This window comes from uncultured Campylobacter sp., from assembly GCF_938045405.1.
GTDB lineage: Bacteria > Campylobacterota > Campylobacteria > Campylobacterales > Campylobacteraceae > Campylobacter_B.
Window position 1 is genome coordinate 1 of sequence record NZ_CALIMW010000136.1, and the last position, 18,076, is coordinate 18,076.

At 45.7% G+C, this 18,076-nt stretch carries 15 protein-coding genes; 12 read left to right on the forward strand and 3 right to left on the reverse strand.

Annotation, left to right across the window (positions count from 1 at the left end):
* The first annotated feature begins 89 nt into the window (after positions 1–89).
* From Q0140_RS05315 to Q0140_RS05360, 10 genes are all read left to right on the forward strand, one after another.
* Positions 90–566: a hypothetical protein gene (locus tag Q0140_RS05315; protein WP_297962578.1), complete on the forward strand. Its 477-nt coding sequence runs from the start codon at positions 90–92 to the stop codon at positions 564–566.
* 9 nt (positions 567–575) lie between these two features.
* Complete coding sequence (locus Q0140_RS05320; protein ID WP_297962580.1) at positions 576–1,049, forward strand: hypothetical protein; 474 nt, start codon at positions 576–578, stop codon at positions 1,047–1,049.
* Positions 1,050–1,252: 203 nt separating this feature from the next.
* Positions 1,253–1,678, forward strand: a complete 426-nt coding sequence (locus Q0140_RS05325) for a hypothetical protein (RefSeq protein WP_297962582.1) — start codon at positions 1,253–1,255, stop codon at positions 1,676–1,678.
* 19 nt (positions 1,679–1,697) lie between these two features.
* On the forward strand, positions 1,698–2,015 hold the full coding sequence (locus Q0140_RS05330; protein ID WP_297962584.1) for a hypothetical protein: 318 nt from the start codon (positions 1,698–1,700) through the stop codon (positions 2,013–2,015).
* A gap of 2 nt (positions 2,016–2,017) precedes the next feature.
* Positions 2,018–2,932: a DUF3137 domain-containing protein gene (locus tag Q0140_RS05335; RefSeq protein ID WP_297962586.1), complete on the forward strand. Its 915-nt coding sequence runs from the start codon at positions 2,018–2,020 to the stop codon at positions 2,930–2,932.
* Positions 2,933–3,030: 98 nt separating this feature from the next.
* Positions 3,031–3,729 (forward strand): response regulator, encoded by a 699-nt coding sequence (locus Q0140_RS05340; RefSeq protein WP_297962587.1) that lies wholly within the window; start codon positions 3,031–3,033, stop codon positions 3,727–3,729.
* The gene (locus Q0140_RS05345; RefSeq protein WP_297962589.1) at positions 3,720–4,892 is read left to right on the forward strand and encodes a PAS domain-containing sensor histidine kinase; all 1,173 of its coding nucleotides are present in this window, start codon (positions 3,720–3,722) and stop codon (positions 4,890–4,892) included. The genes Q0140_RS05340 and Q0140_RS05345 overlap by 10 nt, the downstream gene beginning before the upstream one ends.
* 106 nt (positions 4,893–4,998) lie before the next feature.
* Complete coding sequence (locus tag Q0140_RS05350; RefSeq protein ID WP_297962592.1) at positions 4,999–6,390, forward strand: hypothetical protein; 1,392 nt, start codon at positions 4,999–5,001, stop codon at positions 6,388–6,390.
* Between the two features lie 10 nt (positions 6,391–6,400).
* Positions 6,401–7,552, forward strand: a complete 1,152-nt coding sequence (locus tag Q0140_RS05355; RefSeq protein WP_297962595.1) for an MBL fold metallo-hydrolase — start codon at positions 6,401–6,403, stop codon at positions 7,550–7,552.
* Entirely contained in the window at positions 7,545–9,314 is a 1,770-nt protein-coding gene (locus Q0140_RS05360) for a GTP-binding protein (RefSeq protein ID WP_297962597.1), read from the forward strand. The genes Q0140_RS05355 and Q0140_RS05360 overlap by 8 nt, the downstream gene beginning before the upstream one ends.
* Before the next feature lie 203 nt (positions 9,315–9,517).
* Here Q0140_RS05360 and Q0140_RS05365 read toward each other — a convergent pair whose 3' ends face one another.
* The 3 genes from Q0140_RS05365 to Q0140_RS05375 form a co-directional block, all read right to left on the reverse strand.
* A complete protein-coding gene (locus Q0140_RS05365; protein WP_297962599.1) occupies positions 9,518–10,354 on the reverse strand; it encodes a TIGR01777 family oxidoreductase in 837 nt (278 codons plus the stop codon).
* A gap of 226 nt (positions 10,355–10,580) precedes the next feature.
* A complete protein-coding gene (locus Q0140_RS05370) occupies positions 10,581–12,953 on the reverse strand; it encodes a ribonucleoside-diphosphate reductase subunit alpha (protein ID WP_297962601.1) in 2,373 nt (790 codons plus the stop codon).
* A 374-nt stretch (positions 12,954–13,327) separates the two neighbouring features.
* Positions 13,328–14,776: a DUF945 family protein gene (locus Q0140_RS05375; protein WP_297962602.1), complete on the reverse strand. Its 1,449-nt coding sequence runs from the start codon at positions 14,774–14,776 to the stop codon at positions 13,328–13,330.
* Between the two features lie 138 nt (positions 14,777–14,914).
* Here Q0140_RS05375 and Q0140_RS05380 point away from each other — a divergent pair, with 138 nt between their 5' ends.
* Both Q0140_RS05380 and recJ read left to right on the forward strand, forming a co-directional pair.
* Positions 14,915–16,546, forward strand: coding sequence for a CTP synthase (locus Q0140_RS05380; RefSeq protein WP_297962603.1), 1,632 nt, complete (start codon positions 14,915–14,917; stop codon positions 16,544–16,546).
* Positions 16,536–18,076 (forward strand): single-stranded-DNA-specific exonuclease RecJ (gene recJ, locus Q0140_RS05385; RefSeq protein WP_297962605.1); only part of this gene is annotated, 1,541 nt, incomplete at its 3' end. The genes Q0140_RS05380 and recJ, both read left to right, overlap by 11 nt.

The following is an 18,076-nucleotide window of genomic DNA, read 5'->3' on the forward strand; positions in this document are numbered from 1 at the left end:
ATTAAAATTTAAATGGAAAAAGTAGATAAGGATTTTAAAGCGAGCTTGCATAACATCACGCAGCAAAAGGGCTCTGAAGGGTGGCGGCAATGATAAAAAGCATTATAGACCCCACTAATTTCGATATAGAATTTAGAAAAATAAGTAGAAATAAAAGAGGCGTAGCTAGATCAAGAATAGATTTTGAAAATATCGATGTAGAGGCCAAAATTAGGCTAGTTATGTTTTTAATTTCAAAAGCAAGCCACTTAGATAGCATAGTTTATAAAATTCTTTTTTGGGAAAGAGATGAGAAAATAGAGGAGTATCTTCTTAAAAATATGAAGGGGCAATACACAAAAGCTAAGCCTTATAAAAACGGCGCCAGAGCGGGTGTTATCTTTATAAAAGAAAAGACGCTTGAGCCAAATTTTTTGAGATCCATACTGCTGCGCCATTTTAATTTTGAGCTGGCAAAAGAGCCATCTTTGAATATCAGAGTTCAATTAGCCGCAAACAATAAAGAGAAATTTTCGATTTTATTTGATATATACGATGATCGAGGCTGCTATGTGTATTACTTTTAAAATTTTATAATGAAAATATTTGAGGAAGGAAGATATGGCAATATAAAGCTCTTTGAAGACGATAAGTATTGGAAAAAAGCAAAGATCAAAAAAGAGGTATTTTCTGAGATTTCGCGCCTATTAAAGCCCGAAAAATCTTGGTCTAACGAAATAGATCTATACGGAAGCGAAAACGGCAACCGCTTAGAGGTACTTTTTGATGCTAATAATATAATAGAGTCCGTTACGTTTCGTATCGATTTTAGATCCGAGTATGAAGCGGTATTAAGGGGCATAATATCATTGTGTGAGAAAAACGGCTTTTGCATTATAGACGGCAATTTAAATAATTTAAAATTATCCTTTAATGCTATAAAAGAGGCAATCAACAAATCCAAAAACAAAGAATTTTTTACAGAACTTGTTAGAAATAGTATAATAGGCGATAAAGACGAACCGCCTATCATAGAGGCCGTAGATGATTTCAAATTTAAGGATGATTAAAAATGATTGTAAAATGTATAAAAGAAGACGAGCATGAGTATCTGGGATTAAACAGAACCTATTTTGTTCATGGTATCCAATATGAAGAGGGACAGGTTTATTATTGCATATTGCCACTTGAAGATGATAGAGATTGGTATCGATTTAATAGTGAATATTTTCAAGTAATCGATGAAACGGTGCCTACGAATTGGAAATTTGGAATGCATAGGGGATTTTTTGAATGTTTTACCGCGTCTTACGAAGAGCTCATAGCAGACGCGGATCATTATGGAAAGCTTATTGACGGAGATCCGATAGAGGAGGAAATTTTTAAAAAAAGAAGAGCTGAGATGATCGATGACGTATATAATACCCATATCATCAAAGATTTTAATCGTTTCATATATGATCTAATCTCTAATCTATCGGTACAGATGAATATTGCAAATAAAGTACTGGATATAGAGATATCTGACGCAAACACTGAGGCCAAACATCGCAAAATGAATATTTTAAAGGATGACGGATATAGCTGGTATTTGATAGAATCGGACATAAGCACCTTTAAAGCCAACGCTACTAATGATTATTTAAGACCCGTATTAAAATATCTTAAATTGTGGTTAGGCAGAAAGAATTTTAGATAACCGGGCAGAAAGGTTTAATATGGCGAACGCGATCGATAAAAAAATTTTTATAAAAATTTTGAATGAAGATATCGATGTATGGCGCCCGGTAAAGGCTGCTCAAATCGCGCAATATATTTTTAAAATTACCGATACGACGAAATTTGAATCCGAACTGGATGAAATTTTAGAATTCAAACAGGGCGATATTGTAAAATGCAGAGAAAAAGACGGCAATTTCTACGCTTTTGAGCTATTTGAAAAAACCCGCCTTATAAATAGCAACGCGCTTATCATATGGCTTGATTTAATCCCATTTTTCGCTATAATGAGCGTCAAATTTCACTCACGGGGATAGCGATGAGCCTTGTTTCTTACGAATTAAAAAAGCAAAAACTAGATGGAGCGCGCAATGTGGCGCTTTGGAAGGCGCGTGGCGGCGTGGTGGTGGTGGTGCTAGCGCTGTTTATTGCTATGCGCAAGGATTTTGGAGATTTCTCATTCCTGTTTTTATTAGTGTTGCTAGCTCTTGCTTATCCTGCTTACAAATACCTAGCTGTGCGCATTTCGCGTAAATTTGAAGCGCTCAGCGAAGAGGCCTTTAAGAATGAATTTCTACTCTGGATCGCAAAGGAGCTGCGCCTTACTTTTCAGCCTTTCGGTGCGTTTTTACTCGATGAAATTTACAAAAATCCGCTCCGTAAAGAGGCAAATCTATGCACTTGCAAGCACGCGATAGTGGGCAAGACGCCGGAATTCGGCATAAAGCTCGGCGACATCTGCCTAAGCCGCGACTTCGATAAAAATAGAGAGGATCGGGTATTTGAGCTGGATAAAATTCTGCATCTTAAAAAAAAAGACGATACTGCGATCTTCGACGGGCTTTTTGCAAAATTCGATTTTAGCGAGACTTTCGATAGCAAAATTTTAGTCGTACCGCGCGGAGAGTTCATCTTCGGCGCATCGGATCTGAAGCTGCTTAAAGACAGCCCACACCTAAGCGCGTCGTTTGATGTTTATCTAAACAATCCCGCCGCCGCCGCATTTTTGCAAAACAAAAAAATTTTAGAAAATATGCAAACGATCACCGTAAATTTGTTCGGTAAAACCGAGCTTTATCTGGGCGAAAACAGCCTCGTAATCGGCGTTGAAAATAGCGAAATTTTCAAATCCGCGCCGAGCTCGCAAAGCGCGAAGCTACTCGAAAGCCTAAATAAAATGATCGAGATCGCTAAAATTTTTGCTTATCTTAAAAAGCTCGGGCAGGTAGAATAGAGATATTTCGATTTAAAATTTAAAGCTCAAAGTGTGATTGCGGCGGGCAGAACAAAATTTACGATAACGGATAAATTCAAAGAGAAGGGGGCTGCGTTATGGATATAGCTGAAATACAAGCTCAAACCCGCAGTATGCGCGCCCTATATGTCGAGGATGATAATGAGGTAAGGCAGCAGACCGCGAAAATTTTAAAACTATTCTTTCATCAGGTTACCGACTGCGGCGACGGGCGGGAAGGTATCGATAAATTTAAAGCGGGCAAAGCGGACATTGTTTTTACCGATATTAATATGCCGGGCATGAGCGGGCTTGAGATGTTAGAGCGGATCAAGCAGATCGATCCTTCGGTAAAAACGGTCATCTTCTCGGCCTACGACGAGTCTAAATTTTTTACCAAAGCCATAGCTATCGGCGTGGACGGCTACATACTAAAGCCTTTTACGACCGAGGATCTACTAAGCGTGCTTGAAAAAATCACACAAAGTATCGAAACCAAACCCGCAAAGTTTATTTATCTAAGCGGCGATTTTATGTGGGATAAGCAGAGTTTAACCCTATCCAAGGCAGGCGAAATTATCAAACTTACTAAAAACGAAACCTCTTTGTTGCAGCTGCTTTTAAGCTCTAGCGGACGGATTGCAAGCGGCCTTGAGATAGAAAACGAGCTGTTCGAGGACTGCGACGAGTATGACGACAAGCGGGTAAGAAATATCATATCCAGATTTCACCGAAAAATCGGCTACAAGCTGATAGAAAACATCTACTCGCAAGGATACAGAATAAAATGGCGATAGTAGACATCAAAAAAAATCATCAGAGATTTGAGACTATATTTTCAAATTCCGGCGTCGGCATCTTCATCGTGGACAAGAAAAGAAATATTATGGAGTGCAACGAGACTTTTTGTAAAATTTTTGGCTACGAATACGACGAGATCATCGGCAAATCCGCTCAAACCATACATCTAAGCGAGGAAAAATACCTGCATTTCGCAGACATCGCCTTTAATAAAGTAAGAAAAAACGAGGCTCTGCAGCTAAACTACGAGCTAAGGCACAAAAGCGGCAAAGGGCTGTGGATTAGAATTTCGGGCGACTCCATATCGGGAAATGACGAGGTGCTTTGGATAGTGGTGGACATTACCAAAAGAGTGATGGCGGAGAAGAAACTAAAACAAAGCAGGCTGAAGGTCAAGCGGCTAAATTTAACTCTCAACCACGAGATCGAGGAGCAGCTAAAGCTCATAAGGCGCCAGGACGAGCAGCTTCAGTATCAATCAAGGCTCGCTCAGATGGGCGAAATTTTAAATATGATAGCGCATCAGTGGAGGCAGCCGCTATCTGCTATCTCGGCTACGGCTTCGTATCTGAGCGCCGGCTGCTTGATGGCGGACAAATTTGATAAAACGGCTCTTTTGGAGGAGCTCGGCAAGATCGAGCAGTATTCCAAGCACCTATCCGAAACGATCGACGAGTTTAGAAATTTCTTTAAGCCCGCTAAGATCAAGGAAGTTACGAGCCTGGAGGAGCTTTGCAACATGGCGATAAATATCGCAAAAGCGATACTGCAAAATCAAAAGATTAAAATTTACGCGAAATACAGCTGTAACCAGACTCTGCTCACATATAAAAACGAGGTTTCGCAGGTTATCTTAAACATCATAAAAAATGCGCAGGACGCCTTTTTGGAAAGAAATATCGACGATGGCGTTATCGAAATTTCAACCTATATCGAAAAATCTTATCTTTGCTTAAGCGTAAAAGACAATGCAGGCGGCATCAGAAAGGAAATCGCGGATAAAATTTTCGATCTGTATTTTTCTACCAAGGTCAGCAAAAACGGCACCGGCATCGGGCTATATATGTCAAAGATCATCATTGAAGATCACTGCAAGGGCTCGCTCGTCGTCGAAAGCCTAAAAGGCGGTTCAAATTTTATAATCAAACTTCCGAAATGAAGCTTTTCTGAGACAATTTAAAATTTAATCCAAATTTACGCTACAAATGGGCTGCACTCTTTTTATATAATTTAATAAAGATTAAATTTTATGTAAGGAGGAAGCGATGAGCGAACCTGAAGACAAAATTTATCTGGAGGAGCGGAAGCTTGTTAGAAGATATTCTCCGCTCACATCAGTGCTTGTAAACACTCTGTTTTTGTTTGTAGTGTTTTACGCATCGTGGTGGATCTTTCAAGATCCTAGGGGACTGATGAGGATGTATACTCCATACGTGGGATATATGTGGTGCAGATGGCTGCTCGTAGTCATCATCTGGATCGCGTATATTTTTAATTTTTGGCCATTCAAAAGAGAGTGGCTCTATACGGCGGGGCCCGCGAAAAAGGGCATTATCTTTACGGTGATGGTATTTTTTACCTTCTTCGTATTCTTAAAGATATTCTTCGAATTTATTCTAGGCGAGCTTGCCATATCGTATTTTAGTCCGCGAAGGCTTGCGGAGCTTGGCATAACCGATTTTTACGCGCTTGAGTACTCGGCACAGGCTATTTTGATGTTTGCCGCTATCGCGTCCTGGCTCAGCCCTTCTTGGGTGGTGGCTGCGGATAATTCGCCGTGGCAGAAGCTAAAGCAGCCCGTTAAAGGTTTTACCGTTTTTATCTGGACTTTTTTGCTAAGTATGATCGTATATTTCGTATTTTTCCACTCGCAAATGGGAATTTTATTCGATCCGTGGCAAAAATACACATCCATTACTCCGCCTTGGTGGCACAACTTCGCCGATACGGTGCACGGAAATTTCAATATCGCGTGGATTATGTGCTGTACCGTTATGGTTTGGGTGTATGAAACTATCTGGGAGAGGTATCCTTTTAGCCTTATTAAGACGAACTGGCTTAGAAGGGTGGCGTCGTTTTTCGGCATTATAGCGATGGCGTTTTGCTTTTCATTCTTCTTTTACTATCTGCAAGAGCTCATCTGGGGCGTGCATATTAGAGGCGACAGAAGGCTCTTCGCGCCCGATTGGCGATGGCTGCACGTAGGCGAGATAGCTATATTTTGGCTCGTGCCGGTGTTGTTTATTAAATTTTACTGCAACAACGCGGTCAATAAATTTTCAAAGCCCGTCAATATCCTTCTTAGAACGATCATAAGCATGGTAGCGGCTATCGTTCTATACTACGTCTATTATCAGGTCTCTCACTTTTTACTAGGCACTCAAAAGGGCTTTTCGCACCCGCAACAATTCCCGATGATTCCGATGATCTGGTTTATCAACGTCATGCTGATAAATTACTGGTTTATGGACGGCTGGCCGGGCTGGAAGCTTGCCGGCAAGAAGGAAGAGGCGGAGGAAGCAGGCGAGGAAGACGATTTTGGAAATAAAAATTCCATTAAAGGCTTGGTGGTAGGCTTTATCATAGGCGTGATCATCTATCTCGCCGTAGTTTATCTAGCGCCTGCCGTGGGCAATATGCTTACAATTTTTAAATAAAGGATCTGAGATGAATGAAGCTAGAAGAGATTTTATAAAAGGCGGTGCGGCGGGCATAGGACTTGGCGCGCTCGCATCGATGGGAGTGTTTTCATACTCTCCTGCGAGAGAATTTTTTCTTCCGGATGAAGTGCGAAAGATGATCGATTTCGGCGCGATTAAAAGCGTCGAGGTTACTAATATCTCCGAAACGAGCTGGTTTGATAACTCGATGCTGATGGGAGATATTAAAGGCGCAGGCGGACTGCTAGTTAACCAATATCTATTTAACTGGCCGCCGTTCGGTAACGGCAAAGGGCTTGCTAAAGGTAGCTACGAAGAGGGAATTTCGCAAATCAAGCATCTTTTGCCGGATAAAATAGATGAGGCGTGGGAGGTAACCAAAAAACTTTCCGTAAATCCCGATAACGCCGGCGGCTACTCCGCTTTGATAGAGATAGAGCGCCTAAACGGCGAAAAGAAAAAATATTTGCTTGATTGCGGCTGGTCATATAAGTGGATGCACGAGTGCTTTAAGCGGGAGGGGATCGATAAGATGCTGCAAAACGGCGAGATAGACACCCTCATAATGTCGCACGAGCACTACGATCACTTTTGGGCGCTACCCGTCGTTTTAAAGTATAAGCCCGACATCAGGATCATCATACACGAAGGATTTTACCCGGAGGGCAGACAATATATCAAGGATTCGGGTCATAAAGGCGAGCTTGTAGTGTTTAAAAAGGGCAGAAATGAGATCGAGCCCGGAATGTGCACGTTTTGCTATGATTGCCCTATCATTACGAGGGTTTTTGGCGAGCAGTCGATCTTCGTAAACGTCAAAGACAAAGGCCTAGTGAGTATCACGGGCTGCTGCCATCAAGGCATCATTACTTTTTCGGACTCCGCGCATAAGGAGCTTAAGTACGACAACGACCAGCTCTACGGGCTTTACGGCGGACTTCATATCTCGCCGTTTGACGACTGGGATCCGAAATACGACGATCTGGTTATCGGACTGAAAAGATGGAACTATCAAGTCATGGCGTGCAACCACTGCACGGGTTTGCTGACCGTGCAAAAATTCGTCCGCGAGGGCTATCCGATCGTAAAGGGCACGGCTAGATTTAGAACCAAAACGTCCGATTATCTAGGCAACGGCGATAAGGTTAAATTTGGATAAAAGCATGGAATTTCAAGATATTTTCCCTTTGAAATTTAAATACTCGTTTGAGGATTACAGGTCGCTTATGAGATGTATATTGATGAAGTCTCTTTACGATAGCGACGTAAAATCCTCAAGCAGGTATCAGGGGATGTATAAGGGGAACTATTTTAATGAATGCTGGAGCATAAAATTTGGCTTTTACAGCGGAATTTACGGTATCGTTTTACGAGAGGTAAAAGAGGATGCGGGCGTATTTGAGCTTTATTATTTCCCCTCCGCAAATGACGAGCTGCTAGACAACGTCTCGCTTTTTGAAGCCGTTTTAGCCGGAGGGCCGGAGTTTTTAACAAAAGTGCGAAATTTCTCCGCGCACGAGGAGCTTTTAAATAACTTCTGCGTCGCTACGATCTACTTAAAACCGCAAGAGCGGGACATAGCGCTATCTTTTAAAACAAAGCTCAGAGATAGGTCGTACGCAAAGGACGGCGTCTGCGTAGAGGGCAAGCAGATCATCGCAAAAGAGGGGCTCGATAAAAATTTCCCCTGCTTTAGGGTATCGCTTGCGTTTATGAACTTTTTGCATATCGCGCTTTGTAAAATTTACGAGCCGCGCTACGAGAGCTTTGAAATTTACAAAAAAGCGGCTCGCGCCGTGATCTACGACAAAGATCGAAATTTAAAAAGCAAAGCAGATCCGCTCTGCTGCGAAATTTTTGTAAATTTAATCTACCGCGCAGAGAGCGCGAGTGACGATCGCTTTAAATTTAATGACAGATCTTTTAAGAAGCTGTCCGGCTCGGCAGCTTTGTCTAAATTTTTGCTACGCTTAGCCAGAGAGGATAAAAAGCAAATTTTTATGCAAGGCGGCGAGCGGCCGAATTTTTTCATTATTACTGGCTATCTGGGCTCGGGCAAGACAAAATTTATTCAAAATTTCATCGAGCATGAAACGGCGCAAAATAGATTTACCGGCATCATCCAAAACGAGATCGGCAAAATAGGCCTCGACGGCGCGCTGCTGGACGCTAAATACGCGCTCGTAGAGATCGACGAGGGGTGCGTTTGCTGCTCTATGGCGGGGCAAATCAAGCTCGCGATCTCGCAGCTCAAGCCCAAAAAGCCCGATAGCATCGTGCTTGAAACCACCGGCGTCGCCAACCCTTTCAATATCTTAAGCGAGCTAAACGAGATAAAAGACGAGGTCAATCTATGCGCCATCGTCACCGTCGTAGATGGAGCGAATTTTTTAAATGAGCGCGGCAGATCAAGAATAATGCTTGAGCAGATCAAGGCCGCCGACGTCATAGTGCTCAATAAAATCGATCTGATTTCGCCCGAGCAGAAGGAGCGGATACGGCAAATTTTGATCCAAAACAACCGCTGCGCCGAGATATTCGAGACGATAGGCGCCGAGCTAAATCCAAACTATCTGTTCTACCGCCAGAGCGACACCTCCTATATAGTGTCCGTCCTACTCGAGGGCAAGATGGGCGCGACGCACGAAGACGAGGGGATAGTCTCGTTTAAAAAGGACCTTCCCGAGAGCATCGATAGGCAAAATTTCATCAAATTTATGAGCGATATACCGGAAAATTTTTACCGCATAAAAGGGCTTGCGAGCTTCAAAGATGATGAGGCGCAATACGTCGTGCAGTTTGTAGGCGGCAAATTTGAGATAACGCCTTTTAGCGACCGCAAACGCTGCGATAATTTTTTGGTCTTCATCGGGCGAGGGATAGATGAAAGCGCTTTCCCGACCGAACTTTTGAGGGCATAGAGGGTAAACTTGTGTGTATTTTGAACGACGATGCGGCACGACTTTATAAAAACGATAGAATGCCGCCGCCAAACATTAAATTTAAACGCAGTTTGGCTTGATCTTTTGCGGTAAATTTCCGGAATTTATCACTACGCTAGGATTGTATGTAATGTACAGTTTGCCATTAAAAAGTCCTTTAGGTAATGTTTTACTTTAAAACTTTATCCCAAAATATCCTCAAGCGCGGTTTTTAGATCGCTAAATTTAAAGCTAAATCCGCTCTCTATTAAGGCTTTGGGATAAACTTTTGCGCCCTCAAGCAGTACGACGGAGCCTTCGCCAAACATCAAATTTAACGCAAATTCAGGCACTTTAAAAAACGTCGGTCGCCCTAAAACCTTGCCTAAAATTTGAGTAAATTCGCCGTTTGTGCTAGGAGTCGGCGAAACGAGATTAAAAACGCCGCTTTGGCGGTTTTGCAAGGTAAATTTAAACGCTTCCAGCAAATCCGTTACGTGAATCCAGCAAAACGCTTGCTCGCCGCTACCGAGCTTTCCGCCAAGACCGAGCTTAAACGCGGGTAGCATCTTAGCTAGCGCGCCGCCTCGACCTAGCACTACGCCTAGGCGAAATATCACCGTTTGCGTCCGCGCTTTGGCGGCCTCGCTCTCCCACTCGCATGCTAGCTCGCCCAAAAATCCGCGGTCAAATTTGACCGAGCTCTCGTCGTGGCCAAGCCCGTTTTCGTAGATGCCCACAGCCGAAGCACTGATGAGAAATGGCGGATTTTCTAGTTCGTTTATAGCGCAAACCAGCGTGCGCGTCGTCTCTATCCTGCTTGCGTGAAGCCGCTTTTTATAGGCCTCGCTCCATCTTGCGGCGATAGAAGCGCCGGCTAAATTTATAACCGCATCGCAGCCGCCAGCAAGGTTTTTGAGCGCGTCTTTGTCGGCGTAGACAGCTCGCGGTATGGCTACGACCTCGTGACCTTGGGCTTTAAAAAATCTGCAAAGTTCGCCGCCGATAAATCCGCTTGCGCCGTTTACGGCTATTTTCATATTTTGCCTTTTTGATAAATTTGCTTTGATGCGTACGGTCAAATTTGACGCGACGCAGGGTTAAATTTGGCGTTAAATTTAATGCCCGAAGTCAAGCCGTTTCGCTCAAATTTGACGGCAAAACGAGGGCTTAAATTTGCCGTCAAATTTACTTTCTAAAATACTCTTTCACGCCATTTTCGCCATCTATCTGCGAGCGTAAATTTTCTAGCGCGGCGAATAAATTTTACTGACACCCCTCGCACTCGATCGAACGATCCGCGACGTTGTTTAGCTTCTCGCTATCGGGGCTTTCGGAGCGTAGATAGTAAGTCGATTTTAGCCCGAGCTGCCATGCAAGCGTGTAAATTTCGCTCAGATAGCCGCCGCTAGCTTTGTCTAGGCTCATAAAAATATTTAGGCTCTGACCTTGATCGATCCATTTTTGGCGGATGGCGCCTGCTTTTACGAGCAGGCGCTGATCGAGCTCGTATGCAGGTACGTACGCCTGCCACGTTTTTGGACTTAAATTCGGCACGACGACCGGGATCATGCCGCTTAGGTTGTGCTCAAACCATTTGCGCTTATACACCGGCTCGATCGTCTGCGTGGTGCCTACGAGTATGCTGATACTGGATGTCGGCGCGATCGCCATCAGGTAGCCGTTTCGCATGCCGTCGCGCTTTACTTTCTCGCGCAGCCCGTCCCAATCGCAGCTGCTCTGTTCAAAAAGCCCGCCGCGCTTAACGAGCGCTTTGGCGTTTTCGTTCGCTAAATCGATCGGGAAAATTCCTTCGCTCCATTTTGAGCCCGCAAAATCAGGGTATTTGCCCTTTTCTACGGCTAAATTTGAGCTTGCCTTGATCGCGTTAAAACTCACGTTTTCCATTATTCTATCGATCAGCTCGAAGTGCTCGTAGCTGCCCCACTTCACGCCGCGCTCGGCCAGCATCTGCGCTTCGCCCATTACGCCGAGCCCTATCGCGCGCGTTTTTAGATTGGTGTGTTTGACCTTGGCGTGCGGGTAAAAATTTAGATCGATGACGTTATCGAGCATCCTCACGGCGATCGGCATCACGCGAGCTATCTCCTCGCGGCTGTTGATTTTGCTTAAATTTACGCTTGCGAGGTTACAAACCGCCGTCGCGCCCTCGCTGCAGCCTTTTTCTACGATAAAAATTTCTTTGCCGCCCAGCGTGTCTAGCGCGGTGATCTTTTTCGCCTTTTTTACGATGCCCGCGTCGGTTCTTACATCTTCGTTTTCCTCAAATAGCTTCTCGCTGCCGCCAGCGAAAACGACTTTGATTTTGTAGTGGTTCGGCGCCGTGTTTTGAAAGATCTCCGTGCATAAATTTGAGCTTCTGATTAAGCCTTGATGCGCGTTTGGATTGATGCGGTTGGCGTTATCTTTGAAGCACAAAAAGGGCATGCCGGTCTCAAAATAGCTCGTTAAAATTTTCTTCCAAAGCTCCTTTGCCAGGATGGTGGATTTTGAAATTTTATCATCGGCCTCGTACTGCTCGTAGCGCGCCTGAAATTCCGCGCCATATAGATCGCTCAGATCGCTTACTTCTGCAGGATCGAATAGCGTCCACTTGCCGCCGCTTTGAAGCCTTTTCATAAACAGATCGTTTATCCACAGCGCGGGGAAAATTTCATGCGCGCGGCGCCTCTCCTCGCCCGAGTTTTTGCGCAGATCGAGGAAGTCGCTCACGTCCATGTGCCACGGCTCGATATACACGGCGATAGCACCTTTGCGCGTGCCCAGCTGATCGACGGCTACGGCGATGTCGTTCGTGATCTTTAAAAACGGGATGATACCGCCCGCGGCGTTTTTGTGCCCGTCGATGCTGCCGCCCATCGCGCGCACCTTGCACCAGTCCCAGCCGATACCGCCGCCAAATTTGCTTAGAAGCGCCATCTCCTTGTAACTATCGAAAATTCCTTCGATATTATCGGGCGTGGAGCCCACGTAGCAGCTGCTTAGCTGATGTCGCGTCGTGCGGGCATTTGAGAGCGTCGGAGTAGCCAGCATGACTTCAAATTTAGATATAAGATCGTAAAATTTTTTCGCCCAGCTCTGGCAGTCAAGCTCGTTTTGCGCAAGGAACATCGCGATCGCCATAAACATCTGCTGCGGAAGCTCGATCGGCGCGCCGCTTTTATCTTTGATGAGGTAGCGATCGTAAAGCGTCTTGATGCCGAGGTAGTTAAACTGCAAATCGCGCTGCGGCTGCAAATAAGAATTTAGATCTTCCAGGTCGTATTTTTCCTTTAAGCCGAGCATTATACGGCCCGCCGCCTCGCCGCGAGCGAAGTAATCCCTCAGGCTGTTGTAGCCGCTAAAGCCCGTTACTTTGTGATATAGATCGTATAAAAATAACCGCGCGGCGACGAAAGTCCAGTTCGGGCGGTCCACGTCGATCTTCTCGACCGCGGTTTTGATGAGGGTTTGCTGGATCTCCTCCGTGGTGATCATATCGCGAAACTGGATCTTTGCGTCCACCTCAAGCTCGCTAAGGCTTACGTTTTCCAGCCCCTCCACTGCCTCGCTCGTGTACTTTTTGATCTTGCTTACGTCAAGTTCCTCGGTTCTGCCGTTACGTTTGATTACTTTCATATCGTTCCTTGAAATTTAAAAATGCAAATTTAGCGTTAGTTTCCCAATATAAAATACGTCGTCAAAAGAGGCGGCGTAATAAATGCCGCTCATAATCCGCCGTCTTTTAAATTTACGCTAGCTGCGCTGCAAAAGCGCGCATTATAGCCAAAATTGCTTAAGCCTATCTGTCATTATTTTGGCTTATAGATTTTAAAATTTAACGAAGCGGGCGGCAATGATGCAGTAAAATTCGAGCGAAATTTTATGGCGCCGCCACGGAATTTTGTAGGTAAAAATTTGCGCGGAGTTTTGCGAAATTCTGCGCCGAAAAAGTAGGAAACAAAAAAAAGCTTTGCGAACAGGTTTAAAATCCTCCCGCAAAGCTTAAGAATTTAGTTGCGCGGTAGCGGGATAGGCTTTCCGTTTAAGATCATAGAGTTGCTTGCCTTATCGAAGCTAAACTCCATCTTAACTCCATCTCCGTCTGGCTTAAGAAACTGCGAGCCGTAAACTTCAGCCATCGGCGCAAAATCGCGCAAGCTGTCATAAGGTGATAGGAAGTCCGTAATGGTCGTATTTATCGTAGCTTTGCCGTCCAAGCTCATGCGCTTAAAAAGCTGCGTCTCGTCGATGTAGCCGCCTACTAGCGCGCTTGCGTTAAAAGCAAATTTCTTGCCGAGGCTATTTTCAAACGAAAAATCATTCACGTTGATTTTCATATCATCTTTTAGCAGCTTCATAAAAAGCTCTTTATTTTCCGCTAATTTTTCGCCTTCTTGTGGATTTGAGATAACAGACAGATATTTTTCGAAAAGTGCGGCGCTAAAGCTGGTATCGACGCCTAAATGGATGTTTCGCACTAGCACATCGGCGATTTTTAGGCTTTGGGCTTTATCGCTTTCGTTGAAATTTAAAATTCCATCTTTTACGCGGTAGCTACCTTCCGTGCTCATATCCGTAACTACGACGAAGCGCTGTTTATCTACAGTTACGACGAGCTCTTTTGTGCTGCCTGCAAAATCTATGTCATTCAAAAAGAGCTTAGTTATATTATCGTCTAGATCTTGGATGCCGTTTTTAAAGTTTGCCTCATAGATAAGATCCTTTATATCAAGACCCGAATCCTTGCCGTCGTCTATAAAAATTTCACCGATTTTAAAGCCCAAGGCTTTTATCGTTTTGCCGCTCATATCGCTCGTGCCGTTTAGGCTAAGGCCTGCAAGACGTCCTATTCCGCCATCTTCGAGCACATTTATATCGGCTAGCTTTGCGCTAAATTTAACCTCTGTAGGTCCGTAGTTTAGATGCGTGCTAAGCGGCGCGTCAGTCTTAAACAGCTTCTTGCAAGGCTCCGCGTAATATGGCGTCTTAATCGTTAAAATTCCGTCGCTCTCAAATCCATCCGCAGCGTTTTTTACGCTATGCTTAATAGTGTAGTCGTAGCGAAAAGCAAAATCCTCCGGGAAAATTTTAGCAGGATCTGGCTCGTCCGTATCGTTGCTATCTTGCGCGCCTGCTTTTTCCTTTAGCTTGCTAAAGCCTTCAGCAAGGCTTTTTTGTAGTTTCTCTTTTTTTACTACGCCTTCGATAAAGCCGCTTGAGTTGCTATCTCCAGGATAAAATTTAGCGCTTTTAGTCTCGAAAATTTCGTTTCTAGCGATAAATTCCGCAATCTGCTGCTCAATCGCGGCGCTGGCACTCTTGCCGACCGCACCGTCAACCGTTTTGGTTATGCTATCGTTTACACTTTTAGCTACTCCCGTTTTGGCGTCCTTCGTCGCCACAAAAACGCCCGCTATAAGCGCTACGATGAGCACTAAAGCCGCGATGATCTTTTTCATCATCTCTCCTTTAAATTTAAAATTTATTTGGGTGCGTATTTTGCCGTAAATTTCTAAAATTTTCAAATTCTAGCTTAGTGTGCTTTAACCTAAAAGAAGTTATAATCGCGGCATTAATATCAAAATTTAGGAAAACTTATGGCAAAACAAACGAAATATATTTTCGTCACCGGCGGAGTGCTGAGCTCGCTGGGTAAGGGCATTGCGGCGGCGTCGATCGCGACGCTTTTAAAGCACGCGGGGCTTAAAGTGCGCATCCTAAAGGCGGATCCTTATATCAACGTCGATCCCGGCACCATGAGCCCGCTGGAGCACGGAGAGGTTTTCGTCACCGACGACGGCGCGGAGACCGACCTGGATCTTGGGCATTATGAGCGGTTCTTGGATGAAAATTTAAGCCAAGATAACAACTTCACCACGGGCAAAGTTTACAGCTCCGTCATCGAAAAGGAGCGCAGGGGCGATTATCTGGGCAAGACGATCCAGGTGATCCCTCACATCGTAGGCGAGATCGTGCGCCGCATAAAAAAGGCGGGCGAGGGTAACGACGTGCTGATCGTCGAGATCGGAGGCACCGTGGGCGACATCGAGGGGCTACCGTTTTTAGAGGCGATCCGCGCGATGAGGGTGGAGCTGGGTAGAGTAAATACGATGAATATCCACCTCACGCTCGTGCCTTTTATAAAGGTAGCGGGCGAGCTTAAGACCAAGCCCACGCAGCATAGCGTAGGCGAGCTGCGCCGCATCGGTATCAGCCCCGATATGATAATCTGCCGCTCCGAAATGCCGCTAAATCGCGCGCTTAAAGACAAGATCGCGCTAAGCTGCGGCGTGGATAAAAACTGCGTCATCGAAAGCCCCGATAGCGCGAGCATCTATCAGATCCCGCTTGCGTTTTTGAAGCAGGATATTTTAACGCCGATCGCAGAGACTCTAAGCTTAAACAAGCTCGAAGTCGATATGAGCAACTGGGACAGCCTCGTTAAGCGCGTCATCGTGCCTACGAACGAAACCACGATCGCCTTCGTCGGCAAATATATCGATCTGAAAGAAAGCTACAAATCCCTCACCGAGGGGATCATCCACGCGGGCGCGACGCTTGATACGCGGATAAGCTTAAAATGGGTCGACAGCGAAAAAATTGAAGTAAGTAATGTGGATGAAATTTTCCGCGACGTAAACGGAATTTTAGTCGCGGGCGGCTTCGGCTCGCGCGGGATAGAGGGTAAAATTTTAGCCATAAACTACGCGCGGGTGCATAAGGTGCCGTTTTTGGGTATTTGCCTAGGGATGCAGCTTGCGATGGTGGAGTTTGCGCGCAATGTCTTAAAACTGAAAAACGCTAACTCCTCGGAATTTGACCCGCAGACCGAAGATCCGGTGATCTATCTGATCGACAGTTTCATCGACGCAAGCGGCAAAAAGCAGATCCGCACGCACAAATCCCCTATGGGCGGCACTATGCGGCTGGGCGGCTATGACTGCGACGTCAAAAAAGGCTCGCTTTTGGGTAAAATTTACGGCGAGCAAAAGACCATCCGCGAGCGCCACCGCCACCGCTACGAAGCCAATCCGAAGTACCGCGCCGAGTTTGAAAAGCACGGTCTTATCGTCTGCGGCGAGAGCGACGGGCTTATCGAAGCGGTCGAGCTAAAAAACCATCCGTTTTTTCTGGGCGTGCAGTTTCACCCGGAATTTACCAGCCGTCTAGTGCGCCCAAATCCCGCTATTTTGGGCTTTATCGAAGCATCTATAAAAAATGCTAGGTAAAAATGAGATAAGGGAAATTCTAAAATCGAGATTTGCGAACGATCGGCATACTAAAATTTCTGAAATTCCCTTACCCTGCGATCTGAAAGATACCTATAAGGCGGCTTTGCGCATAAAAACTGCCATCGAAGAAAACCAGCGCATAGCCGTAGTCGGCGATTACGACGTCGACGGTATCGTAAGCACCGTCATAATGAGCGATTTTTTCAATCAAATAGGCGCGGATTACGTTATCAAGATCCCGAACCGCTTCACCGACGGATATGGGCTAAACAGCGAGATCATAGGCGAGCTTGAGGACGTTGATCTCATCATCACCGTAGATAACGGCACCTCCGCGACGGAAGCTGCCGAAATTTGCGCTCAAAAGGGTATAGATCTCATCATCACCGATCATCACATGCCCCCGCCCGTGCTGCCTAGAGCTTATGCGATAATCAATCCAAAGCAGCCCGATTGTACCTTCCCGAATATCGAAATTTGCGGCGCGCAGGTAGCGTGGTATCTCGTAGGCGCGCTAAAAGAAACCCTCGGCGTGAACTACGATATGGCAAGCTCGATGGATATCCTCATCATCGCCATAATCGCCGATATGATGGAGCTGCGCGATATGAACCGCGCGCTGCTGCGCTTCGGCATCAAGCGGCTAAATAGCTCGAACCGCGCCTGCTTCAAGGCGATTAAGGAGCATTATTTTAAAAAGCACTTCGAATTTGACGATATCAGCTACACGATCGCGCCGCTTATCAACTGCACGGGGCGGATGGACGATGCTACGATGTCGTATAACTTCCTATGCGCCAAAAATATCAGAGAGGCAAACCACTACCTAGAGACGATAAATTCCATCAACAACTCGCGCAAAGAGGAGGAGAAAAGCCTCTACGACGAGATCGTAAAAAGCGTCGATCCGAGCGACAACGTCATCGTCGTGTGGGGTCCGCAGTGGCACGAAGGGATCATCGGCATCGTCGCAAGCCGCCTAAGCAAGACCTACAAAAAGCCCGCGATCGTCTTTAGCGTAAGCGACTCGCGCGCCAAAGGAAGCGCGCGCAGCATCGGTAAATTCGACATTTTAGAGCTGATCTCCTCGCAAAGCGAAATTTTAACGACCTTCGGCGGACACAAGGGCGCTGCGGGCGTGGGGATCGATCCTGCGCTGCTGCAGGAGTTTAAGCGGCGCGTAAATGAGCGCATTACGCCCAAGGATCTGAGCGATTTTAGCGCGCAGGACGATCTGCTTGGCGAGCTAGACGCGTCGCAGATAGACTTCGAGCTGCTTGAAATTTTAGAATTTTACGAGCCCTACGGGCAGAAAAATCCGCGCCCGCTCTTTTGTATCAAAGGCGCGCGCGCCCGCAATATCAGGGAGATCGGCAAGGAGGGCAAGCATATCAAAATGGCGCTTGACAAAAACGGCGGCAGCGTCGAGGCGCTGTTTTTCAACTACGACTTTTTGCCGCGCGCCGGCGAGCGAGTGGACGCGATCTTTACGATTAGCAAAAACAACTTCCGCGGCACGATCACGCC

What these genes read in the sequence shown, in the direction of transcription:
- Q0140_RS05315 (WP_297962578.1), top strand. Translation starts at nt 90, where the DNA reads ATGATAAAAAGCATTATAGACCCCACTAATTTCGATATAGAATTTAGA.
- Q0140_RS05320 (WP_297962580.1), top strand. Translation starts at nt 576, where the DNA reads ATGAAAATATTTGAGGAAGGAAGATATGGCAATATAAAGCTCTTTGAA.
- Q0140_RS05325 (WP_297962582.1), top strand. Translation starts at nt 1,253, where the DNA reads ATGCATAGGGGATTTTTTGAATGTTTTACCGCGTCTTACGAAGAGCTC.
- Q0140_RS05330 (WP_297962584.1), top strand. Translation starts at nt 1,698, where the DNA reads ATGGCGAACGCGATCGATAAAAAAATTTTTATAAAAATTTTGAATGAA.
- Q0140_RS05335 (WP_297962586.1), top strand. Translation starts at nt 2,018, where the DNA reads ATGAGCCTTGTTTCTTACGAATTAAAAAAGCAAAAACTAGATGGAGCG.
- Q0140_RS05340 (WP_297962587.1), top strand. Translation starts at nt 3,031, where the DNA reads ATGGATATAGCTGAAATACAAGCTCAAACCCGCAGTATGCGCGCCCTA.
- Q0140_RS05345 (WP_297962589.1), top strand. Translation starts at nt 3,720, where the DNA reads ATGGCGATAGTAGACATCAAAAAAAATCATCAGAGATTTGAGACTATA.
- Q0140_RS05350 (WP_297962592.1), top strand. Translation starts at nt 4,999, where the DNA reads ATGAGCGAACCTGAAGACAAAATTTATCTGGAGGAGCGGAAGCTTGTT.
- Q0140_RS05355 (WP_297962595.1), top strand. Translation starts at nt 6,401, where the DNA reads ATGAATGAAGCTAGAAGAGATTTTATAAAAGGCGGTGCGGCGGGCATA.
- Q0140_RS05365 (WP_297962599.1), bottom strand. Translation starts at nt 10,354, where the DNA reads ATGAAAATAGCCGTAAACGGCGCAAGCGGATTTATCGGCGGCGAACTT.
- Q0140_RS05370 (WP_297962601.1), bottom strand. Translation starts at nt 12,953, where the DNA reads ATGAAAGTAATCAAACGTAACGGCAGAACCGAGGAACTTGACGTAAGC.
- Q0140_RS05375 (WP_297962602.1), bottom strand. Translation starts at nt 14,776, where the DNA reads ATGAAAAAGATCATCGCGGCTTTAGTGCTCATCGTAGCGCTTATAGCG.
- Q0140_RS05380 (WP_297962603.1), top strand. Translation starts at nt 14,915, where the DNA reads ATGGCAAAACAAACGAAATATATTTTCGTCACCGGCGGAGTGCTGAGC.